The following is an 18965-nucleotide window of genomic DNA, read 5'->3' on the forward strand; positions in this document are numbered from 1 at the left end:
ATCTTTATGATAAGCGTCGCATCACGCCGGTCTTTATCCTCGATGAGATGCAGTCGGCGACCGCCCAGTTTCTTCACGATCTGAGCATTATTTTTAACTTTGACATGGATAAACGTAATCCTTTTATCCTGATTCTCACTGGTTTACCAACGCTGGCCAACCGCCTGGCCTTAAACCAGAACCGGTCGCTGGATCAGCGACTGGTGACCCGGTTTCATTTCTCGCCGCTGACACCGGATGAGGTCCGGGACTATATCAAACACCGGTTTAAGCATGCCGGTGTTTCACGGAATCTGATCAACGAGAATGCTTATGAAGCCATTTCGTCATCCACTGGCGGTTATCCCCGATTAGTCGGTAATCTGGTTACCCAATGTCTGATTCTCGCCTTTCAAAAGCAAACCGATCTTATCGATGAAGAGATTGTTTTTGCCGCTTCTGCGGAAGCTGGGATTTAACGCCTGACGGCGTTACTTCCCTTTTTTTCTGGAGAAATAAAGCGTGATTATGTGATTAAAGACTGGCGTTTTATTTTCAACAACTCATAATTTTTACATTATTCCGTTCTTTTTCATCCGTTTTATTGTGATTAAACCAGTCCGAAATAATGTGAAAATTTACAATTTAGATATGTGGTCAGTGTTCTATGATATTTTGTAACCTTTTCTCCCAAAAACACAGCTGTCCGTTTGCCCTCATAATAATAATTATCCACCGGAAAATGCAGTATTTCTCCTTTTTCGTTATAATGCCAGTCTTGTGTTCCATAGGCAGTAAAAACAGGATGTTCAACCGTAAAAACTAGCTTACCACCAGACTTCAGTATTCTATATATCTTTTTTACTAAAATCTCATAATCTGCTACATAGTGAAACGCAAGTGAACTTAATATTACATCAAAACTCTCCTCTGGGAATTCCACATCTTCTATAGCACAGCATTTATATTCAACCTGTGGAAAATGTGTTTTTTCTTTGGCTACCTCGAGCATTTTATGAGAAATATCAACACCTACAACAGAAGACGCTCCGTGTTCCATCGCATAAATACAGTGCCATCCATAGCCGCATCCTAAATCAAGCACACGCTTATCTTTAAAATCCGGCAGCAGCTTTCTCAATGTTTCCCATTCTCCTGCACCGGCTAGTCCCTGCTGTGAGCGACTCATTTGACTGTATTTTTGAAAAAATATATTATCATCATATTTGTTTTCTTTCATCTGAATTCCCCCTCGTTTAAAAAGTTATTTATCTCCGTTGCAATTTTTTTCACTTCTTTATAAAGCTTCTCGGTCATATCGTAGCATTCAAAAAGTGAAAGACCGAGTACTTCAAAAATATGATTTACCCTTTCGGCATATTTTTTAGGTTTATATTCAAAAGTTTCAAGCAGTTTTATAGCTTTCTTTTCGTTAATGCAATAAGCATTATTGCATGCAAATAGTACTTGATTTAAGCATGAAATAATACGAAAAACATGGCCTGCAATATAATATTTATCCTCTGCTCCCGCATTTGCTTTTACAAACATTAAAGAGAACTCTGCTTCAAATAAAAAAAAGTTTATCAAGCTCTTCTTTAGAGCACCAGGGTAAATTTCCGCCTGATTTTTTAATTCGCATAAGCTTTCATTTTTAGCATATTGTATCTTGCTGATAGCCAATTCTCCACGATACATAGCACTTATATAACCATGGGGATGCCCGGTCTGATAATTTGCAGTAACAATTCCTTGCTCCGTATCCTTGATTATTTGTTCCACCCGTTTTATATCACGTAAAATCAGATCAACATGATACCCGTTCATAACTAACCATCCGCCGCCATTGATCCAATCACCCCACGCTCCGGGAGGTACAACAAGGTTGTTTCTATTCTCATCATCCAATTCTGTAGCAATTTGATTAATCGCTGTCAGGTCAAATGATTCTGAATTGTAATAGATTCCGATATCTATATCAGAATCCTCTGTATGGGTGCCTCTTGCACGTGAGCCCCCTAATACAATGCCTTCTATATAAGGCAAAGAGGATAATTTTTCTGTCACTGATTGAATAATATTATATATCATACGAACACACTCCTTTATTTTATTTTGCATCTAATTTTCTAATCTCAGTTATCATTGGGCAAACTATTGCAATGCAAATAATTAAAATACCTGATAGTAAAAACCAATGATTTACACCGATTCTATCAGCAAAGAATCCAGAAAGAATTAACCCAATTGGCATAGCAAGAGACATGATACTTCCAGTTAAAGAAAATACACGTCCTAAATATTCAGGCTTAATTTTCTCCTGAAAAAGAGCTGTTTGCACACCGCTGTAAAACGGAACCGAAAGCCCCATTATTGCACAGCAGACTACAAATATGAAAAATCCACTTTGGGGAAGTAATCCTGAAATGGTTAAGCTTATCCCCATCATAAAAATGGATGCCGTTATTAATAAGATTCGCTTTTGGTAATTCCCAAATAACCCTAATAATAGACCCCCTATCAACATACCAGAGGCATAAGCAATCTCCGTAATAGAAATATGCATCGGTGTACCATTAAAATATTCCATAGTGATTAAAGGATATAAAGCATTTATGGGCATATAAACAAACATATATAATGTTCCAACGAGTAATAAAGCAAATAATCCTTTATTTTGCCGTAGTACAGCCATTCCTTCTTTCATTTCTCGTATGAAATTTGGTTTCAAACTTTGCACTTGATCACCCAGCTTAGGAATACGTACAATTGCTACCGTAATAGATGCAATCACAGCACCCAATACATCGATGGCAATAATAGCATTTAGTTCCCAAACGGAGTATAAGAGTGCTGCAACCGCCGGACTAACAATATAGCTTATAGACTGCAAAGACTGACTATAGCCTGCACATTTCGTAAGCTGTTCTTCTGGTACTAAAAGTGGAGTAACCGCATTGAGAGCCGGGGTATGAAAAGCTGTTCCAATGCTACGGATGAACAATACTACCATAACCATCCAGATAGGTAACTCCATATACAATGCAACAATAGCTAGCACGGCCCCAGCTGCTGCGATAATTAAATCAGCACCAATCATTATCTTCTTCCTATCATGACGATCCACTAATACACCAATGGCTGGTCCAAAGACCGCATAGGGTAAAAAACCTACAAGTGAAGCCATAGACAAGACCATCGCAGATCCTGTTTTTTCTGTAAGGTAAAAAATAATCGCCATTTGCAGGATGGCACTAGTGATTAATGATACTGCCTGCCCTGCCCATATTGTATAAAACTTAAGTTTCCAATTGTTGTATTTTTCCATTTATATTATCTCCTGCATATTATTTTGCTTGAATTTCTATTTTGAATAGCATTCTAGGCAATAAAAAATGCAGGCCTAAATCCACAATGTGGCTTTTGGTCTGCATACATACAATATGGAAACATTCATAATAAAGACATAGTTAAATAAAGGTATAGTTAAATGACCTATATCCTCACCGTAACTAATGAATGCTCAATATCGTATAAATAAGCACAACAAAAAAGCCTATCATCGGGGATAGATTCTGCTTTTTTTATTGCCAGCTTATCTTAAACGCATTGAGGCTGTCATAGTTTCGGTTCCTCCTAAATTCTTATTTGTATCAGCGTATATTTTAACACAACAAGTCGTTTTAAGCAACTTTAAAATTAAAAAAATCCAATATTAACCGCCAAAGGGTGCTAGCCCCTAATTGGCGGTTAATATTCTATATCTCTTCGTCAATCTCAATCCCAGACTTGAATTCAACGGTGAGCTTATCTTCATATATCGTTACTTTCTCAATAATTCGCCTTACTAATTGCTCATCATACTCTTCTAACTCGCAGGATTGCTCATTCAAGAAATCAGTCATTTCAGCGATTCGTTGCCTTTTTCCCTCACGATCTGCATTCTCAACCAGTGCATTTTGCTTCTGCTCCCGCAAACGGTATATCTCTTCCGCCACTTCCTCATAATCTGTTTTGGAATTGGCAAGCCGCAAAAGTTCGTTTTGCAGTTCTTCCAGCTTGACGTCAATATCATTGGTAATTTTGTCGTGTTCTTCATTTAAAACTGTCTCGATATTGGCCTGTAAAGTGGAGAGAAAGGTATCCTTACTGGCCAGCAACTCATTGATGGCTTTTACAACTGCTGCCTGTAGCACTTCCTCATTGTTATGATCATCAAAGACTTCAAATATTTCACCTTCAAAGCCTTCTTGTTCTGGTTCGCTACTTACCCAATCAGGTAAGACTTCGTAATAGTGAGCCAATGCTTCAACCGTTTTGTGTAGAACAGGTTCATGCTGTACTTTTTCAAGTAGTTCTACGATGAGTTTATAGGTCTCCAAGTATGGATTATTATCTACTATATCCATTGCAGCCTTAAACCTTGATATGAGTTTTGCTTTTTCAATATCTCGTTCGATGGCATTCATTTCTTCTTTATCGTAAATGGGAACTTCAACAAGATCATTAATCTCTCCCAAAGAATACTGCTGTTCATGCTTTTTGATTACAGGCTTCAGATCTCTTTTCAGCTTTTCCTTCTGGATTTCTAACTGATTAATTTCACTAAGCTCACGTCCAAAGTAAGACTGGTCAATGCCAAAGAGTTCTTCTAAAACCGGTAGATATTTCTTTGGAATGTTCTGTCGCCCTTTCACCCACATGTTTATATTTTGTTTTTTAATGCCAAGTTTTTCTGCAAGTTCTATATGTTGAAGGTTATAGCGGTTTAAAATATATTCTAATCCTATCAAGTTCTCACCTCCTGGTGCAGGGCTATAATCCCACCTAATATTTATTGTACTTCATTTTATTGTCTCGGTCAATATAAAGTGTAAATGTTTTCTAATTTTTTGACAATAATTCTATCAACCCGCCGCATTTTTTACAGTCATCTTGTCAACTCGCAAGGCTTAAAGTCAATCTATCCACTCAACCTTACGCTTTCATAGTCTTGGATAATTTCCCACAAAATAAAAAACCGTGATTATCCTTCTGGCTTGAAGCCAGAGCTCAAATCACGGAAAGCTCTTATTTACTCACATTTCTACACTCTTACTTTTCTGCTCTTGATAGCAATACAACCGTCTCAACGTGCCCAGTATGCGGAAACATATCCACCAACTTCACCTTCTTCACCTCATACCCCGCCGCCACAAAAAACGGCAGATCCCGAGCCAGCGATGTCGCCTTGCAGGACACGTACACAAAGGTTTTTGGTTTAAAATCCAGAATTTTAAAGATCGCTTTGGGATGGATGCCGTCCCGCGGTGGGTCCAGAATAATCACATCAGCCGGGTCATGGAGGTTAGCCACCTCGACCATCACGTCACCAGCAATGAACTGGCAGTTATCCAGGCCGTTCTTGGTGGCATTGGCTTTGGCGGCTTCGACCGCTTCAGCGACCAGCTCGATGCCAACCACCTTTTTAGTAACCGGGGCCAGCACCTGGGCAATGGTGCCGGTGCCGCAGTATAAATCATAAATCACCTCGTTCTGTTCCTGGCCAACAAAATCCCGGACCACCGAATAGAGTTTTTCGGCTCCCAAGGTGTTAGTCTGAAAAAAGGAAAAACTGGTAATTTCAAAACTCAGACCTAAAATCTTATCTTCGATTTTGTCTTCGCCGTAAAGAGTTTTGGCGGTTTCAGCTTTGACTACATCAGCGATGCCATCGTTTTGGGTATGGAGAATCCCCCGGATCTGGCCAATCAGCGATAGATCCAGCAGGCAATTGACAAAGGCCGCTTCATCCAGGGTGCCCTGACTGGTGGTGGCCAGATTGATCAGCAGATCACCAGTCTGTTTGCCCTTGCGGACGACCAGATGCCGTAAAAAGCCCTGGTGGCTGCGTTTGTGAAAATAGCTGTCTCCGGTTTGAGCAAAATAGCCCAGTACCGCCGTTTGAATCTGGTTAAAATCCTCATCGGTAATCTGGCAGCTGTCAGTTTTGACGATATTGTAAAAACTGCCCTGTTCGTGCAGGCCCAGCATCAGGGGGCCGTCTTTTTCGTTATCGCCAAAGGAATACTCCATCTTGTTGCGGTAACCAAAAACCTCGGGACTGGGAACAATCCCCTCATAGGCAAAACCTGCGATCCCGGCCTGCTCCAGTAGATTTAAGACGTAGCTTTCTTTGAGCTTGAGCTGTTCTTGATAAGGCAGGTTCTGGTAGGTACAGCCCCCGCATTTATCAAAGACATCGCAGGCGGCGTCAATTTCATTGGGGGCTTTTTCCAACACTTCCAGAATCCGGCCTTCATATTTTTTGCGTTTCTTGGCAATGTTCACCAACACCCGCTGACCCGGCAAGCCGTTTTTCATGACGACTTTTTTTTCGCCGTGCATGCCCCAGGATTTACCGGGAAAATTAAATCCCTCTATCGTTAATTCAATTGTTTCATTCTTTTTCAATGTGGACTCCTTAAAATTTTTTGTTTTATTATACGAGGCTGTTTATTCAGCCGAGATTTGCTATTACGCTTTAGTCAGTTCCTGAAAATAACGGGAAACGGCAAACATCCGGGCCCCGTTGATAATCTCTTTGATGCTGATGGTGATTTCCTCGGGTGATTGCTTCATCCCGTTTTGGGCCCAGTCGATAATCATCCCCACCACCCCATAGGACAAAAATTCGGCGGTAAAAGTTTTCTTCTGGGGCGTCATCACCGGGACTGCTTCCGAATTGATTTTGCGATCGCTGGCCAGGTGTTCAATCATTTCGATAAAAATTTCCTTGGTGACGGTAAACAGATAATTCTGAAATTCAGTGCCAGCGATATCTTTTAAGGTGGTTTGATAAAAATGGCCATCCTTTTTCATCGTCGTTAACAGCTCCAGCACCTTGCTGTCCCAGTTTTCGATGGTGAGATCGGTTCGGATGACTAAAATCGCCTCCTGATAAACAATCCAGTTGATCAGATCGTATTTATCTCGAAAATGATAATAAAAGGTCTGGCGGTTCAGACCACACGCAGCGGTAATTTCGGCAATGGTAATTTTTTCAAAGTTTTTATTTTTTAGAATATGTTTAAAGCCTTTGGCAATGGCTTTTTTGGTTATTGACGCATCGGACATGCAGACACTCCTCATGATCTTTTTTGAAAATAATTATATCATTTCCGCTTCTTATTTCAAAGTAATCCGCCCCAAATAAAAAGAACCCCGCATTTTGCTATGCAGAGTTCTTTTAATCTGGGTCATTTTAAAATAAATGGTCGGAGTTCAATTCGCCTTTAATGGTGACATTCTCTTTCTCGGCTTTCTTTTTCTTAATTAGGGTCAGGAAGATCGTGGCGGCAAAGAAAACCACCAGATAAATAACCAGAATCAGAAAGCTGTGCCAGAAGTCGCCGGAGATCGCACCGGTAATGGTATCCTTAAAGACCACCACCGAATAGGTCATTGGCATAAAGGGATACAGTACCTGGAAGAACTTGGGCACCGTTTCAATCGGGAAGGTGCCGCCACAGGAGGTCAGCTGCAGAATCAGCAAGGTCAGTGCCACAAACTTTCCGGCATCGCCCATGTGAATAATACAGAACTGGACAATCGCCAGGAAGGTCATCGAGACCAGACAAACCGAAACAAAGTACAGGCCAGTATGGGCAATTTCTAAGCCCAGGGCATATTTAATGATGCTGCCCAAAAGAATTGCCTGGGCCAGCCCTAACAGCAGATAAATAAAGCTGCGGGCGGTCTTATTGCTGCTTTCCCGGGACAGGATCTTAAATTTCTGATCGGCATCAAAATAAATCCCGAAGAAGATAATCAGGCCACCAACCCAAAGTGACAGCGACATAAAGTAGGGTGAAAAGTAGGTGCCATAATTGGCAATCGGATCAATCACCTCATCGTCCACCGTGACCGGTTCGCTGACATAGGTGCCCAAACCATTTAATTTGGCGGTGTCGGCATTGGCGTCATTGACAGCGGTGGTAACACCGTTTTGGGCAGTCGTGATGCCGCTGTTAAGCTGCTGCTGACCATTGGCCAGGGTCGCGGCACCACCAGCGAGGGTGTTAGCACCATCGGCCAGGGTATACACCCCATTAGTCAGCGTAGTCGCCCCGTTTGACAAAGCGATCGCACCGTTTGTCAGTGATGAAGCACCATCTGAAACAGCACTGGCTCCGGTTGAAATGCTATCGGCAGCATTATTTAATTGACCGGCGGCGGCACTGACGGTGGCTATCCCATCATCCAGATTGCTGGTTCCGACGGCTAAGGCCTGGGTCCCGGCGGCGATGGCATCCGACGCTCCGCTGAGCTGACTGCCGGCGGCTTCCAGTTGGGCAATGCTGTCAGCATTGTCACTTGAGGCCATGTTCGCAACAAAGGCCGCAAACTGCGGATCAGCCATCAGCTCGGGATGTTCACTGACAAAGGCTGAGATAAAGGCCGAGGTCTGATTGACATTGCCGATCAGGCTGTCCACCCCAGCGGTATAGGCCGCGATCCCCTGATTGAGCTGGTCCGTTCCGGCGGCCAACGACTCAGCACCGGAACTAACCTGGGCTGAGCCACTTTTCAGACTACTGATGCCATCGTTGAAATCAGAGAACTTGGCGGCAAACTGTGATGTTCCGGCGGCCAAAGTTTGGGTGCCATCGGCCAGAGTTTGACTGCCAGCGGCCAGGGCCTGAGTCCCTGCGGCCAGGGTTTCTGAACCGGTTGCCAATTCCTGGGAACCAGCGGCCAGCGAATAGGTACCATTCGCTAAGGTCTGAGAGCCGCTCAAAAGTTGCGCTGAACCGCTGGAAAGCTGGGTTAAGCCATCATTCAAAGTACTCAACTGACCGGGCACCTTGGCCACCTGATCGGTCAGATTGTTAACGATCTCGCCGGAGATGCTTTCTCTTAAGCTGGTTTCCATTTGCATCTCAGCTTTTCCGAGGATCTGGCTGGCCAGATAATTTCGTTTTTCGTTGGGCGAAAAAATAATGCTGGCAGTCTGCTTGTTAACCGTCGCCGCCGAAGCAATATTGTTTGAGAAATTCTTTGGCACCACGATCATGGCATAGTAATCATCGGTTTCGGTACCGGCTTTTCCGGTGGCTTCATCGGTAATCACATACTTAAAGGTGCCGTCCTTAATCAATTCATCAATAAACTCTTCCCCCAGATTGCGCTGCTGATTATTGATGGTCGCACCCGTATCATTATTGACCAGTGCCACTGGCAGGTTATCGAGTTTTGAGTAGGGATCCCAGAAGGCGCTGAGATAAAAAAAGCTATACATAAGTGGTATAATAATAACACCGATAATGACAATCAATCGAACCGTATTGGCTTTATTCACTATTTTTTTATTCATTTTATACTCCTTTCACTTGCTTAAAGGAGTATAGCACTGGGTTGACCGCTTGTAATTATACGATTCTTCATACTTGTCAGAAATCCCGACAAATCGGCCAATTTGTCCAAAAATGAAAACGGTCTCCTTATTTTTTTTAAGGTTTTTATCTGCAAAAAAAGAATCACTTCTTAATGAAGTGATCCTTGTCATCCGGCTTATTGTTTCCTAACCGGCATAGTAATTCAGCTTTTCCAGTAAAACCCCTTTTGATTGAAGCCCGACGATGGTTTCTACCACCTCGCCACTTTTAAAAATCTTCATGGTTGGCACGCTCATTACCCGGTATTGCTGGGCCAGACCCTGGGTCTGATCGATGTCGACCTTATAAATGCCCACCTTGTCTTTCAACTCCTCGGCCACCTCTTCTAAAATCGGTGCCAGTGCTTTACAGGGCCCACACCAGGTCGCAAAAAAATCTACCAGGACAACACCTTCGCCTTTTAAAACCAGTGTATCAAATTCGGTTTGATCGATTATCTTTGCCATTTTTATTTCTCCTTATTTTTTGATTATTTTTTAATTCTTGGCCAATGGCCCATTAATTTTGGCTGCAATTTCTGCCAGCTCATCCAGACACTTTTTATTATCCAGCGCTGGCAGCTCATCGGTATGGGAAAATTGGACGAAGCCGATCTCATCACAGCTCAGAGTTTTTTTGTACCACTCCAGGGTATTATCCATGGCCTGAAACTGCCTCGGATAATGAGGTGCCCCACCGATTCCGATGATCAGAATTTTTTTCTTTTTGATGTTCGATTTATCCTTAAGGTTATAAATCATCTGGGTTCGATCAATCAGCGCTTTAATTTTTGAGGGAAAAGCACTGAAATAAACGGGACTGGCCACGATCAGCAAATCACAGCTCTCCATTTTTTGATAAATTTGGGTCATATCATCCTCAAGGACACATTTGCCCTGATGCGGAATACAATAATCACAGGCCGTACACGCCTGAACGTCGATCTTATTGACATTATATTCAAACAATTCGTGTTCAACTTCAATTTTATTAATAAAAAAGTCGATGGCCTTCTGCGTATTCTGACCATTCCGGTGGCTTCCCATAATTGCTACGATTTCCATAGATTTTCCTTTCCTGATGGATCCTTTAGTTATTTAGGAGTATTATACCCGATTTATTACCGCATTAACAACATCTAATTGCCAGTTAAAATTTCTTCTGAATTACAAATTCTTTTTTATCCAAAAAAGAAAAAAACCGAAGCCGTGTGAAAAGCGTTCGGTTTTTTCTAAAAACTTTGAAAGAGGGTAACTTGTTATGTCCAAATAATACCCTATTTCCCTTAAGGTTTCCTTAAAACTATTATATTTTGACCTGTTTTTTTAAGGTTTCATGGAATTTCCCGGTACATTGGATCTTGGCACAGCAAATTTTTCCCTGTTTATTATATTGAATCACATATTTTCGTTTTCCGTCCATATTTGTCAGGGTATAGTTACGCATTGGTCCTTCGATCTTTTTAGCTTCTTCGATTGGCAAAATTTTTATTATGTCATCTATTTTTATTTCCAGTACCGTTTTTTTCCAAAAAAATATTTTTCGTTCGATGGTAAATTGGTCATGGGTAATGAGCATCTCGTAGATGGTTGTAATATAGCGTAGTGAAATTAAAAAGCCCCCCATCATAATCACCAGACTGATCACACCAACAATTGTTTTTAACCGATAATCTTCCAGGGTATTGGCAAACTGATTGTATAGAAGCGTATATCCAACCACCACCACCATTAATATCCCCAGGGTTGTGATGCTGATTTGTTTGCTTTCAAGGGTTTCCCGTGCTTTAACTGCCATATGTCCTCCATGTTTTTGTAGTCATTTTCATTATAACCCATTGATCCCATAAAAAAAAGAGCTTTGGCTCTTTTTTGATTGCACTTTTCTAATCTTCTGGTGAAAAATCTTCTTTTGAAACGCCACACAAAGGGCAAACCCAATCCTCGGGGATATCTTCAAAGGCGGTTCCTGGTGCAACGCCACTGTCAGGATCCCCTACCTCAGGATCATAAATATACCCGCAAATATCACATACATATTTTTGCATTTTTCCTCCTCCAGATCTTAATCTGTCATTGATTTTATTTCTTAAACAGGTATTTACCCATATATCTTATTATTTAACACCCTCTTAAATATTTTAAATGATTTAAGAAAAAATTACTGATTGCATCAGTCCACGTTAAAGGCACCTCCCAGAATACTCTGGAAGGTGCCTTTTTTTCATACTTCTAACTAGTCCTGAACAATTGCTTCTACTGGACATTGTTCTGCACAAGAACCGCAGTCAGTACAAGTAGCTGCATCGATAACATAGATATCGCCTTCAGAAATTGCTTCTACTGGACATTCGTCCATGCAAGAGCCACAAGCAATACATTCATCTGTAATTTTATAAGCCATCTAAAAAACCCTCCTTTTAGCATTAACAACATCTTTATTATATCCTTTTTTGAAGTGAAATCAAGATGATTATTTGTCTTTTTTGACTTTTTCGAATTTTTTTACTTCAATTTCTTCCAGAAGATATTTTTTTACCTCGGTTTCATCCTTATTCACCTGAATTTTGACGAAAACGGTTTCTTCCAGAATACTTAATTTAAATACTTCCCCCTCGCCATCGGCGGTGATGACACGCTGTCCCACTTTGGGAAGTTTTTTTGAAACCTCTTCATAGAATTCCTGCTCATAGGTCAGACAACATAAGAGCCGCCCGCAGATCCCGGAAATCTTTGTCGAATTAAGCGACAGGTTCTGTTCCTTGGCCATTTTTATCGATACCGGGGTAAAATCCCCCAGCCACTGGGCACAGCAGGTCGTCCGCCCGCAGACACCCAGGCCTTTGAACAATTTGGCTTCGTCCCGCACCCCGATTTGCCGAAGTTCAATCCGGACCTTGAAGATCGAAGCCAGATCTTTGACCAGCTCGCGAAAATCGACCCGACCTTCGGCGGTAAAATAAAAGATCGCCTTTTTCTGGTCAAAGGTGTATTCCACATCGATCAGTTTCATTTCCAACTTGTGCTTTTTGGCCTTGGCAATAAAAATTGCTTTGGCATCCTGTTCATTTTGCTTGAGTTTATTATACTCGAAGGTATCTGCTTCAGTTGCTTTGCGGATCACTGGTTTTACCGGAGCCACGATTTCTGCTTCATCCACATCTCTGGCAGTCAGGGCAATTTCACCATACTCAATGCCTCTGACCGTTTCCACGATAACCGGATCAAACTGTTCAAACTCAATATCCAGGGGATCAAAATAATATATTTTGCCCACTTTTTTAAATCGTACGCCGACGACTGATTTTCCCATTGGCTTATCCTTTCTGAATTTTCATTATCTTAATGAAACACTTTTCCCATTGTAATCTTAAATTAACATTATATTGTATCGTCGCCATCATTTCAAACAAAGTTTTAATGATCGCCTGATTTTTTTCATTTTCCAATAGTTGATGGTAGGCCCGATGGGCCGGATTCGGCTCCCCCTGCTGCGGCAGTGGATGACCTTCCAAAAGTAGATTGACCTCATAAAACCAGTGAATAAAAAACTCCAGCATTTCCTGGCTGGTGGCCTTATCCTTCGATAAAACCTCGGCCAGGGTAAAAATCTTTATCTCGTCCCCTTTTAACAAGCTGTAAAGCTCCCGCAGATAGTGGGTTCTTTCTTTTTGAATCTCACCATTATTAAGCAGGTATAAGGCCATCCCCGGAGATCCCCCAGCAGCCCGGACGGCTTCGGTCACTGCTTGTTTTTCAAATTCACCTTGCTCAAAAAAAGCAGCCTCCATTTCGACCATGCTCAGCGGCTGAAAATGATAGCTTTGACAGCGGGAGCGAATCGTCGGTAAGATGGACTGGGGATGGCTGGTGACCAGAATAAAAATATTATAACTAAGCGGTTCTTCCAACGACTTCAGTAAGCTGTTCTGGGCCTCTGGCGTCATCTTTTCGGCCCCATCAATGATATTAATGCGCCAGTCTCCCGAATAGGGTTTAATCGCCAGCTCGCTGATCATTTCTCGCACCTGACTGATCTTGATGCTGTCGACTCCCGCTTTGGGCTCAATTATTTTGACATCTGGATAGTTTTCATGCTCAATCTGAAGACAAACCGGACAATGTCCGCAACCCGGCTTCTCCCGATCCTGACATAAAAGGGCCTTGGCAAACTCCTGGGCGGTTTTCTTTTTTCCGATCCCGTCGATTCCAGAAAAAAGGTAAGCGTGGCTTACCTGCTGGGAATCTATTTCGTTGGCAAGATGCTTGGTAATGGTTTGGTGACCCTGAATCATCTCAAACATAGTTTTCCTCTCAAAGACAGTTATTAATGGGGTTTTTTCTTTTTCTCATCACTGTTATCCCAATCATCACGATCCAGTCCCAATTCTTTGTCCAATTCAGCACTGAATTCTTCATAATCCAGGAGCTCAAGGGCCATTTCGAAATCGCTGTCTTTAACAAAGACCTCAATGTGAGCGGGGGTAAAGTTTCCCATAAAAATACTGCGAATTGGTCCACCAAAACCTTTTTCCCTGGTGATGACCTCAATCCCGTGGGCATTTAAATAATTCTTAAGCAGAATAAAATCCATGTCGGAGTCGGCCATGGTTAAATAGGTGTACTGATCTTCAATCATTTGATTTATGCTCCTTTATGCGTTCCCAGATTTCCTGATGAATGCTTTTGATACTGCGCAATTGGTTATCTGTAACACAATTGATTTCCGTCCAGCCATATTCTGCCACCAGCGCCAGAGCACTGCAATAGGAATCTCTTAGATGCTCGGGACTGCTTTCGTGAATATCTTTTTGCTGTTTTCCGGTTATTTTATTGTTACGGTTTTTAATCAGCTGCTCGTTGATCTCCGGGGGAATGTTCAGAAAAAAGACCTGGTCTGGAACCGGCAGACCATAGAGATTGAATTCAAAATCCCAGAGCCAGTCAAGAAAACGTTTCCGTTCGTCCGGATCCTTTATTTTTCCCGCCTGATGAACCATATTAGAGGTGGTATAGCGATCGACCAGCACCAATCCCCCCTGTGCAAGAAAGTCCTCGTAATCTTCCTTGTAGGAGGCATAACGATCGGCGGCGTAAAAGGTTGAAGCGATATAGGGGCTGATGCTCCCGGGATCTTTTCCGAAGGCCCCTTCCAGATATAATTTTACCAGCGCTGACGATTTTTTGTCATAGCGGGGATAGGCGATTTTCATGACGTTTTCCCCCGCTTTTACCAGCCGGTCATAAAGCAGTTGGGTTTGGGTCTGTTTCCCGCTACCATCCACTCCTTCGATGACGATCAATTGTCCCTGATGATTCTTTTCCATGATTACCGGCTCCTTTTTGATAATTGTGACTGCTCTGTTAACATCGACTCCCACCACCGCCACCTGATGATCCAGCAAGTCGTTTAAATATACCACCATTTCGACGGTGATCCGGCTGCCCGGTAGCAAGACCGGGATCCCCGGCGGATAGGGAATAATAAAATCCCCAACCAGCTGCCCAGTGGCCTGTTCCAGCGGCATTTGACAGCGTTCTTCCCAGGCAAGGGCTTCCCACAGCGGCATCTGGGTTTGGACAGCAGCCGTAAAATCGAGCTGCTCCCGCCACCCTCGGGGGGGCTGAGGTTCTTTTTCGTCGCGCCTGATGGTTTTATTTATAGCACAGATAGCTTGCGTTAAGCTTACTAAATCAGCCCGGGTGGTGCCCATCCCGGTCATCGCCAGCAGATGATTAGCTGATGACATTTCGCATTGAATGCCATACTCCGCTGACAGTCGGGCTTCCACCTCCGTTCCGGTGATGCCCCGGGTCCAAAACAGCCACTTGCTGCAATCATAATCCTGCTCCGGATTCTCTCCGCCATACAGCACAATCGGCTCCTGACCGTTCTGCTGCTGACAAAATTCCTGATGGGCCGCCACAATTCCATTAAATATGGTTTCGCCCTTTTCAGCGGCCGCATCCACCGCCTCTTCCACCGAGATCATCAGCGGATAGCTGGGTGATGAGCTTTGCAACAGACTGAGATAGGCTTTGATCTTCTGACGATTGACCCGGCTGCCCTGAAAATGAAGCAAGGAGCTTTGGGTCAGCGATCCCAGAATCTTATGGGTACTTTGAATGACCACATCGGCCCCAGCAGAAATGGCATCTGGCGGCAGTTTGTCACTAAAGCGCAGATGGGCGCCGTGGGCTTCATCAACAATTAAAAATTTCCCCTGCTCATGAAGGATGGCGGCAATGGTTTTTAGGTCACTGATGGTACCATAGTAGCTGGGATTGGTCAAAATCATCCCCTTACTGAGCGGATTTTTGGCCAGCGCCTGACGAACTGCAGCCACACTGATTGAGTGGGCAAATCCCAGGTTGCGGTCAATCTCCGGGGTGATAAAAACCCCTTCAATGCGTCCCAGCCCCAGGGCTCCAAAAACGGCCCGATGACAGTTGGTGGGCACCAGCAGCTGCTCACCCGGAGCACAGCTGCCCAGAATGGCACTGTGAATACCGGTGGTGGTGCCGTTGACCAGAATCGCTGCTTCATCGCTGTGATAGATCGTTGCCAGTTTTTTCTGGGCCTTTGCGATGATCCCCTGGGCATCATGAAGATTATCAGCGCCAGGGATTTCGGTAATATCATAGTCGTATAAGGCAAAGGCCTCACCCCGCCCCTTATGTCCGGGCATGTGAAACCGGTGCGTGTTGTTTTTATTAAGCTTTTCGAGTTCGCTTTTGATGATACTCTTTTTTCTATCCATTTTTTTCATGCCTCTATTTTAACACAATCCCCCTCCTTAAAACGGAGAAATTTAACTTTTATCCTTTTAACTTCTTATGAATTATTATATAATGATTGAGCAAATATGTTAAAGAGGTGAAGAGAATAATGTCCAGTGAAAAAGTTATAACAATCAATATGGAAAATTTCGAAACCGAGATTTTATCCTATGATGGAGCTGTCATGGTGGATTTTTGGGCAGAATGGTGTGGCCCGTGTAAAGCCCTGTCGCCGACAATTGATGAAATATCTCAGGAGCTTGAAGCTGGTATGAAGGTTTGTAAAATCAATGTGGATGACAACCAGGCCCTGGCCCAACAGTTTCGGGTGATGAGTATCCCCACCGTGGTTTTCTTTAAGAACGGTGAAGCGGTTAACCGCTTTGTCGGTGTTCGTGAAAAAAATGAATACATCGAAATGATAAAAAGTCTCTAATTCGGGGCTTTGAAAAAGTCTAAACAGAAAAAATTTCTGTTTAAACTTTTTTTATTTATCCTATTTCGATTTACCTTATTTCTGCCCTCAATTAGGAAACTTTTCCACCGGAGGGAATGCCATCGACGGTAACCAGGGACAGTTTCTTACCCTTGGTAGCGGCCAGGATCATCCCGTTGGATTCCAATCCCCGGAGGTTGACCGGTTTTAAGTTGGCCACCAGAATGACCGTTTTGCCAACCAGATCTGCTGGGGCGTAGTATTTGGCAATCCCGGAGACCACCTGACGCTTTTCCTGGCCGACCATCAGCTGTAAAACCAGCAAGCGATCAGCATCGGGATGGGGTTCACAGGCAACCACCTCAGCCACCCGCAACTGCACCTTGGCAAAATCGTCAATGGTGATCAGACCTTCCGGCAGTTCTTCCGGAGTTGCGTTGTCGTTTTCTTTTTTAGCTTTTTCGAGCTTAACTTTCTCTTCTTTAAGAGGCTGTTCCGCTTTCTTTTCCAGCTCAATCCGTGGGAACAGGGCGTCGCAGCGTTCGATCTTGAGGCCTTCCGGATAGCCGCCAAACTGCTGGATGCTGTTCCAGGTTAGACATTCCGCCGGACAGTTTAATTGCTGGCCGATTTTTCGGGCGGTTTCCGGCATTGCCGCCGAAATCAGCACGGTGACGATTCGCAAGGACTCGGTCAGATTATACATTACCTGGGCCAGACGAGCCTGTTTTTCGGGACTTTTGCCGAGTACCCAGGGTTGGGTTTCATCAATGTATTTATTGGAACGGGAAACCAGCTTCCAGATTTCTTCCAGGGCCCGGCTAAAATCCAGCTTATCCATGTAGTCACTGACAATCCCGGGCGTTTTTTCAGCCAGATCAATCAGTTCACTGTCAATGGCTTCTTTTTCCCGTTCCTTGGGAATAATCCCACCGAAATATTTATCAGTCATCGCCAGGGTCCGGCTAAGCAGATTGCCAAGGTCATTGGCCAGGTCAGAATTGATGTGACTGACCAGCAGGTCTTCGTTATAAACACCGTCCGAACCATAGCTCATTTCCCGCAGCACATGGTAGCGCAGGGCATCAACCCCATATTTGTCGACTAAAACCACCGGATCAACCACGTTCCCCACCGATTTGGACATTTTTCCGCCTTTTAATAAAATCCAGCCGTGGCCATAAACCTGTTTGGGCAGTGGTAATTTGAGTGCCATCAAAATAATTGGCCAGTAAATGGTATGGAAGCGGATAATATCCTTGCCGACCAGATGAACATCCGCTGGCCAGTATTTTTCCATCAGATCCGGTTTGTCATTGAGATAACCCAGGGCCGAAATGTAGTTGGGCAGGGCGTCAATCCAGACGTAAACCACATGACCGGGATCAAAATCAACTGGCACGCCCCAGGTAAAGGAGGTTCGGGAAACGCACAAATCCTGGAGCCCGGGTTTAATAAAGTTATTGATCATTTCATTTTTGCGGGATTCCGGTTGAATAAAATGGGGGTGGTCTTCAATATGTTTGAGCAAATCGTCGGCATATTTGGACATTTTAAAGAAGTAGGCTTCTTCGGCGGCTTTTTCTACCGGTCGACCACAGTCCGGACAGTTTCCGTCAACTAATTGACTTTCGGTCCAGAAGGATTCACACGGCGTGCAGTACCAGCCTTCGTAGTTGGATTTATAAATATCCCCCTGATCATAGAGCTTTTTAAAAATCCGCTGAATCGTTTTTTCATGCTCAGGGTCGGTGGTCCGGATAAACTGATCGTAACTGATGTTCATGGTGTCCCAGAGGTTTTTAATGCCGGTGACAATCCCATCGACATAGGCCTGGGGCGCAACGCCCGCTTCAGCCGCCACTTTTTCAATTTTTTGACCGTGCTCATCGGTACCGGTTAAAAAGTAAGTGTCATAACCCTGCAGTTTTTTGAACCGGGTAATCGTATCGGCTGCCACCGTGGTGTAGGTATGGCCAATATGCAAGTTCCCACTGGGATAATAAATGGGGGTAGTAATATAAAATGTTTTTTCTGACATAAGTTCTCCTTTATTCATATTTCTGTATTTGGTGGGTTTAATCCAACAAAAAAAACCCTCCGTCCAGTTAAGGGCGAAGGGTTCGCGTTACCACCTTAATTCACATTATTCTCACAAATAATGCCTTCATAAGTTTTTAAAACTTTAAGTTTTATCGCGTCAAGCGGTTCGGGCTAAACGATTCACCCAAACTTACTCCGAGGCCATCTTCAATGCTTTTTCTGTCACCGGCTTTCACCATCCCGGCTCTCTCTTCACAGCATCCACACCTACTCTTCTCTTCATTGTAATTTTTATTTAATTGCTATCCCTAT

Annotated in this window: 19 protein-coding genes, 1 pseudogene and 1 other annotated feature; of the genes and pseudogenes, 2 read left to right on the top strand and 18 right to left on the bottom strand. The window is 43.4% G+C overall.

Going from position 1 to position 18965, the window contains the following annotated elements:
• Nucleotides 1-458: ExeA family protein (locus tag BI182_RS06640; protein WP_502691631.1), on the top strand; the 458-nt coding region annotated here is incomplete at its 5' end.
• 131 nt (nucleotides 459-589) lie between these two features.
• On the opposite strand, the gene BI182_RS06645 is transcribed toward BI182_RS06640, so the two are convergent.
• From BI182_RS06645 to BI182_RS17325, 17 genes and pseudogenes are all read right to left on the bottom strand, one after another.
• Entirely contained in the window at nucleotides 590-1219 is a 630-nt protein-coding gene (locus BI182_RS06645) for a class I SAM-dependent methyltransferase (RefSeq protein WP_502691632.1), read from the bottom strand.
• Nucleotides 1216-2070: a nucleotidyltransferase domain-containing protein gene (locus BI182_RS06650; RefSeq protein WP_502691633.1), complete on the bottom strand. Its 855-nt coding sequence runs from the start codon at nucleotides 2068-2070 to the stop codon at nucleotides 1216-1218. Before BI182_RS06650 ends, BI182_RS06645 begins: the two co-directional genes overlap by 4 nt.
• A 19-nt stretch (nucleotides 2071-2089) precedes the next feature.
• A complete protein-coding gene (gene mef(A) / locus BI182_RS06655) occupies nucleotides 2090-3307 on the bottom strand; it encodes a macrolide efflux MFS transporter Mef(A) (RefSeq protein WP_027625762.1) in 1218 nt (405 codons plus the stop codon).
• Between the two features lie 430 nt (nucleotides 3308-3737).
• Nucleotides 3738-4772, bottom strand: a complete 1035-nt coding sequence (locus BI182_RS06660; RefSeq protein ID WP_286806424.1) for a helix-turn-helix domain-containing protein — start codon at nucleotides 4770-4772, stop codon at nucleotides 3738-3740.
• Between the two features lie 301 nt (nucleotides 4773-5073).
• On the bottom strand, nucleotides 5074-6432 hold the full coding sequence (rlmD, locus tag BI182_RS06665; protein WP_286806425.1) for a 23S rRNA (uracil(1939)-C(5))-methyltransferase RlmD: 1359 nt from the start codon (nucleotides 6430-6432) through the stop codon (nucleotides 5074-5076).
• 63 nt (nucleotides 6433-6495) lie between these two features.
• A complete protein-coding gene (locus BI182_RS06670; protein WP_286806427.1) occupies nucleotides 6496-7095 on the bottom strand; it encodes a TetR/AcrR family transcriptional regulator C-terminal domain-containing protein in 600 nt (199 codons plus the stop codon).
• Between the two features lie 127 nt (nucleotides 7096-7222).
• On the bottom strand, nucleotides 7223-9334 hold the full coding sequence (locus BI182_RS06675) for a YhgE/Pip family protein (RefSeq protein WP_286806428.1): 2112 nt from the start codon (nucleotides 9332-9334) through the stop codon (nucleotides 7223-7225).
• A 207-nt stretch (nucleotides 9335-9541) separates the two neighbouring features.
• Nucleotides 9542-9862 (bottom strand): thioredoxin, encoded by a 321-nt coding sequence (gene trxA, locus BI182_RS06680; RefSeq protein ID WP_070370680.1) that lies wholly within the window; start codon nucleotides 9860-9862, stop codon nucleotides 9542-9544.
• Between the two features lie 30 nt (nucleotides 9863-9892).
• Entirely contained in the window at nucleotides 9893-10459 is a 567-nt protein-coding gene (locus tag BI182_RS06685) for a flavodoxin family protein (protein ID WP_148636983.1), read from the bottom strand.
• Between the two features lie 241 nt (nucleotides 10460-10700).
• Nucleotides 10701-11192, bottom strand: a complete 492-nt coding sequence (locus BI182_RS06690; RefSeq protein ID WP_070370678.1) for a hypothetical protein — start codon at nucleotides 11190-11192, stop codon at nucleotides 10701-10703.
• A gap of 88 nt (nucleotides 11193-11280) precedes the next feature.
• Nucleotides 11281-11442, bottom strand: a complete 162-nt coding sequence (rd, locus tag BI182_RS06695) for a rubredoxin (RefSeq protein ID WP_070370677.1) — start codon at nucleotides 11440-11442, stop codon at nucleotides 11281-11283.
• 188 nt (nucleotides 11443-11630) lie between these two features.
• On the bottom strand, nucleotides 11631-11798 hold the full coding sequence (fdxA, locus tag BI182_RS06700; protein ID WP_148636984.1) for a 4Fe-4S ferredoxin: 168 nt from the start codon (nucleotides 11796-11798) through the stop codon (nucleotides 11631-11633).
• Nucleotides 11799-11867: 69 nt separating this feature from the next.
• Entirely contained in the window at nucleotides 11868-12707 is an 840-nt protein-coding gene (locus BI182_RS06705; RefSeq protein ID WP_250934260.1) for a PSP1 domain-containing protein, read from the bottom strand.
• A gap of 4 nt (nucleotides 12708-12711) precedes the next feature.
• Complete coding sequence (gene holB / locus BI182_RS06710) at nucleotides 12712-13698, bottom strand: DNA polymerase III subunit delta' (protein WP_070370674.1); 987 nt, start codon at nucleotides 13696-13698, stop codon at nucleotides 12712-12714.
• Between the two features lie 23 nt (nucleotides 13699-13721).
• Nucleotides 13722-14033 carry a DUF2007 domain-containing protein gene (locus tag BI182_RS06715; RefSeq protein WP_070370673.1) on the bottom strand — a complete coding sequence of 104 codons (312 nt, stop codon included), beginning with the start codon at nucleotides 14031-14033 and terminating at the stop codon, nucleotides 13722-13724.
• Nucleotides 14026-14721 carry a dTMP kinase gene (locus tag BI182_RS17320; protein ID WP_286806473.1) on the bottom strand — a complete coding sequence of 232 codons (696 nt, stop codon included), beginning with the start codon at nucleotides 14719-14721 and terminating at the stop codon, nucleotides 14026-14028. Before BI182_RS17320 ends, BI182_RS06715 begins: the two co-directional genes overlap by 8 nt.
• A gap of 87 nt (nucleotides 14722-14808) precedes the next feature.
• Nucleotides 14809-16164: pseudogene (locus tag BI182_RS17325) on the bottom strand (aminotransferase class I/II-fold pyridoxal phosphate-dependent enzyme); the annotation flags it as partial.
• 119 nt (nucleotides 16165-16283) lie between these two features.
• Between BI182_RS17325 and trxA (BI182_RS06730) the strand changes: the two are divergent.
• Nucleotides 16284-16610: a thioredoxin gene (gene trxA / locus BI182_RS06730; RefSeq protein ID WP_070370672.1), complete on the top strand. Its 327-nt coding sequence runs from the start codon at nucleotides 16284-16286 to the stop codon at nucleotides 16608-16610.
• Between the two features lie 91 nt (nucleotides 16611-16701).
• Here trxA (BI182_RS06730) and metG read toward each other — a convergent pair whose 3' ends face one another.
• On the bottom strand, nucleotides 16702-18693 hold the full coding sequence (gene metG, locus BI182_RS06735; protein WP_286806475.1) for a methionine--tRNA ligase: 1992 nt from the start codon (nucleotides 18691-18693) through the stop codon (nucleotides 16702-16704).
• Between the two features lie 24 nt (nucleotides 18694-18717).
• Nucleotides 18718-18945: a binding site (T-box leader), on the bottom strand.
• Between the last annotated feature and the right edge of the window lie 20 nt (nucleotides 18946-18965).

The sequence above is a fragment of the Acetobacterium sp. MES1 genome (assembly GCF_002237635.1).
GTDB classification, from domain to species: domain Bacteria; phylum Bacillota; class Clostridia; order Eubacteriales; family Eubacteriaceae; genus Acetobacterium; species Acetobacterium wieringae.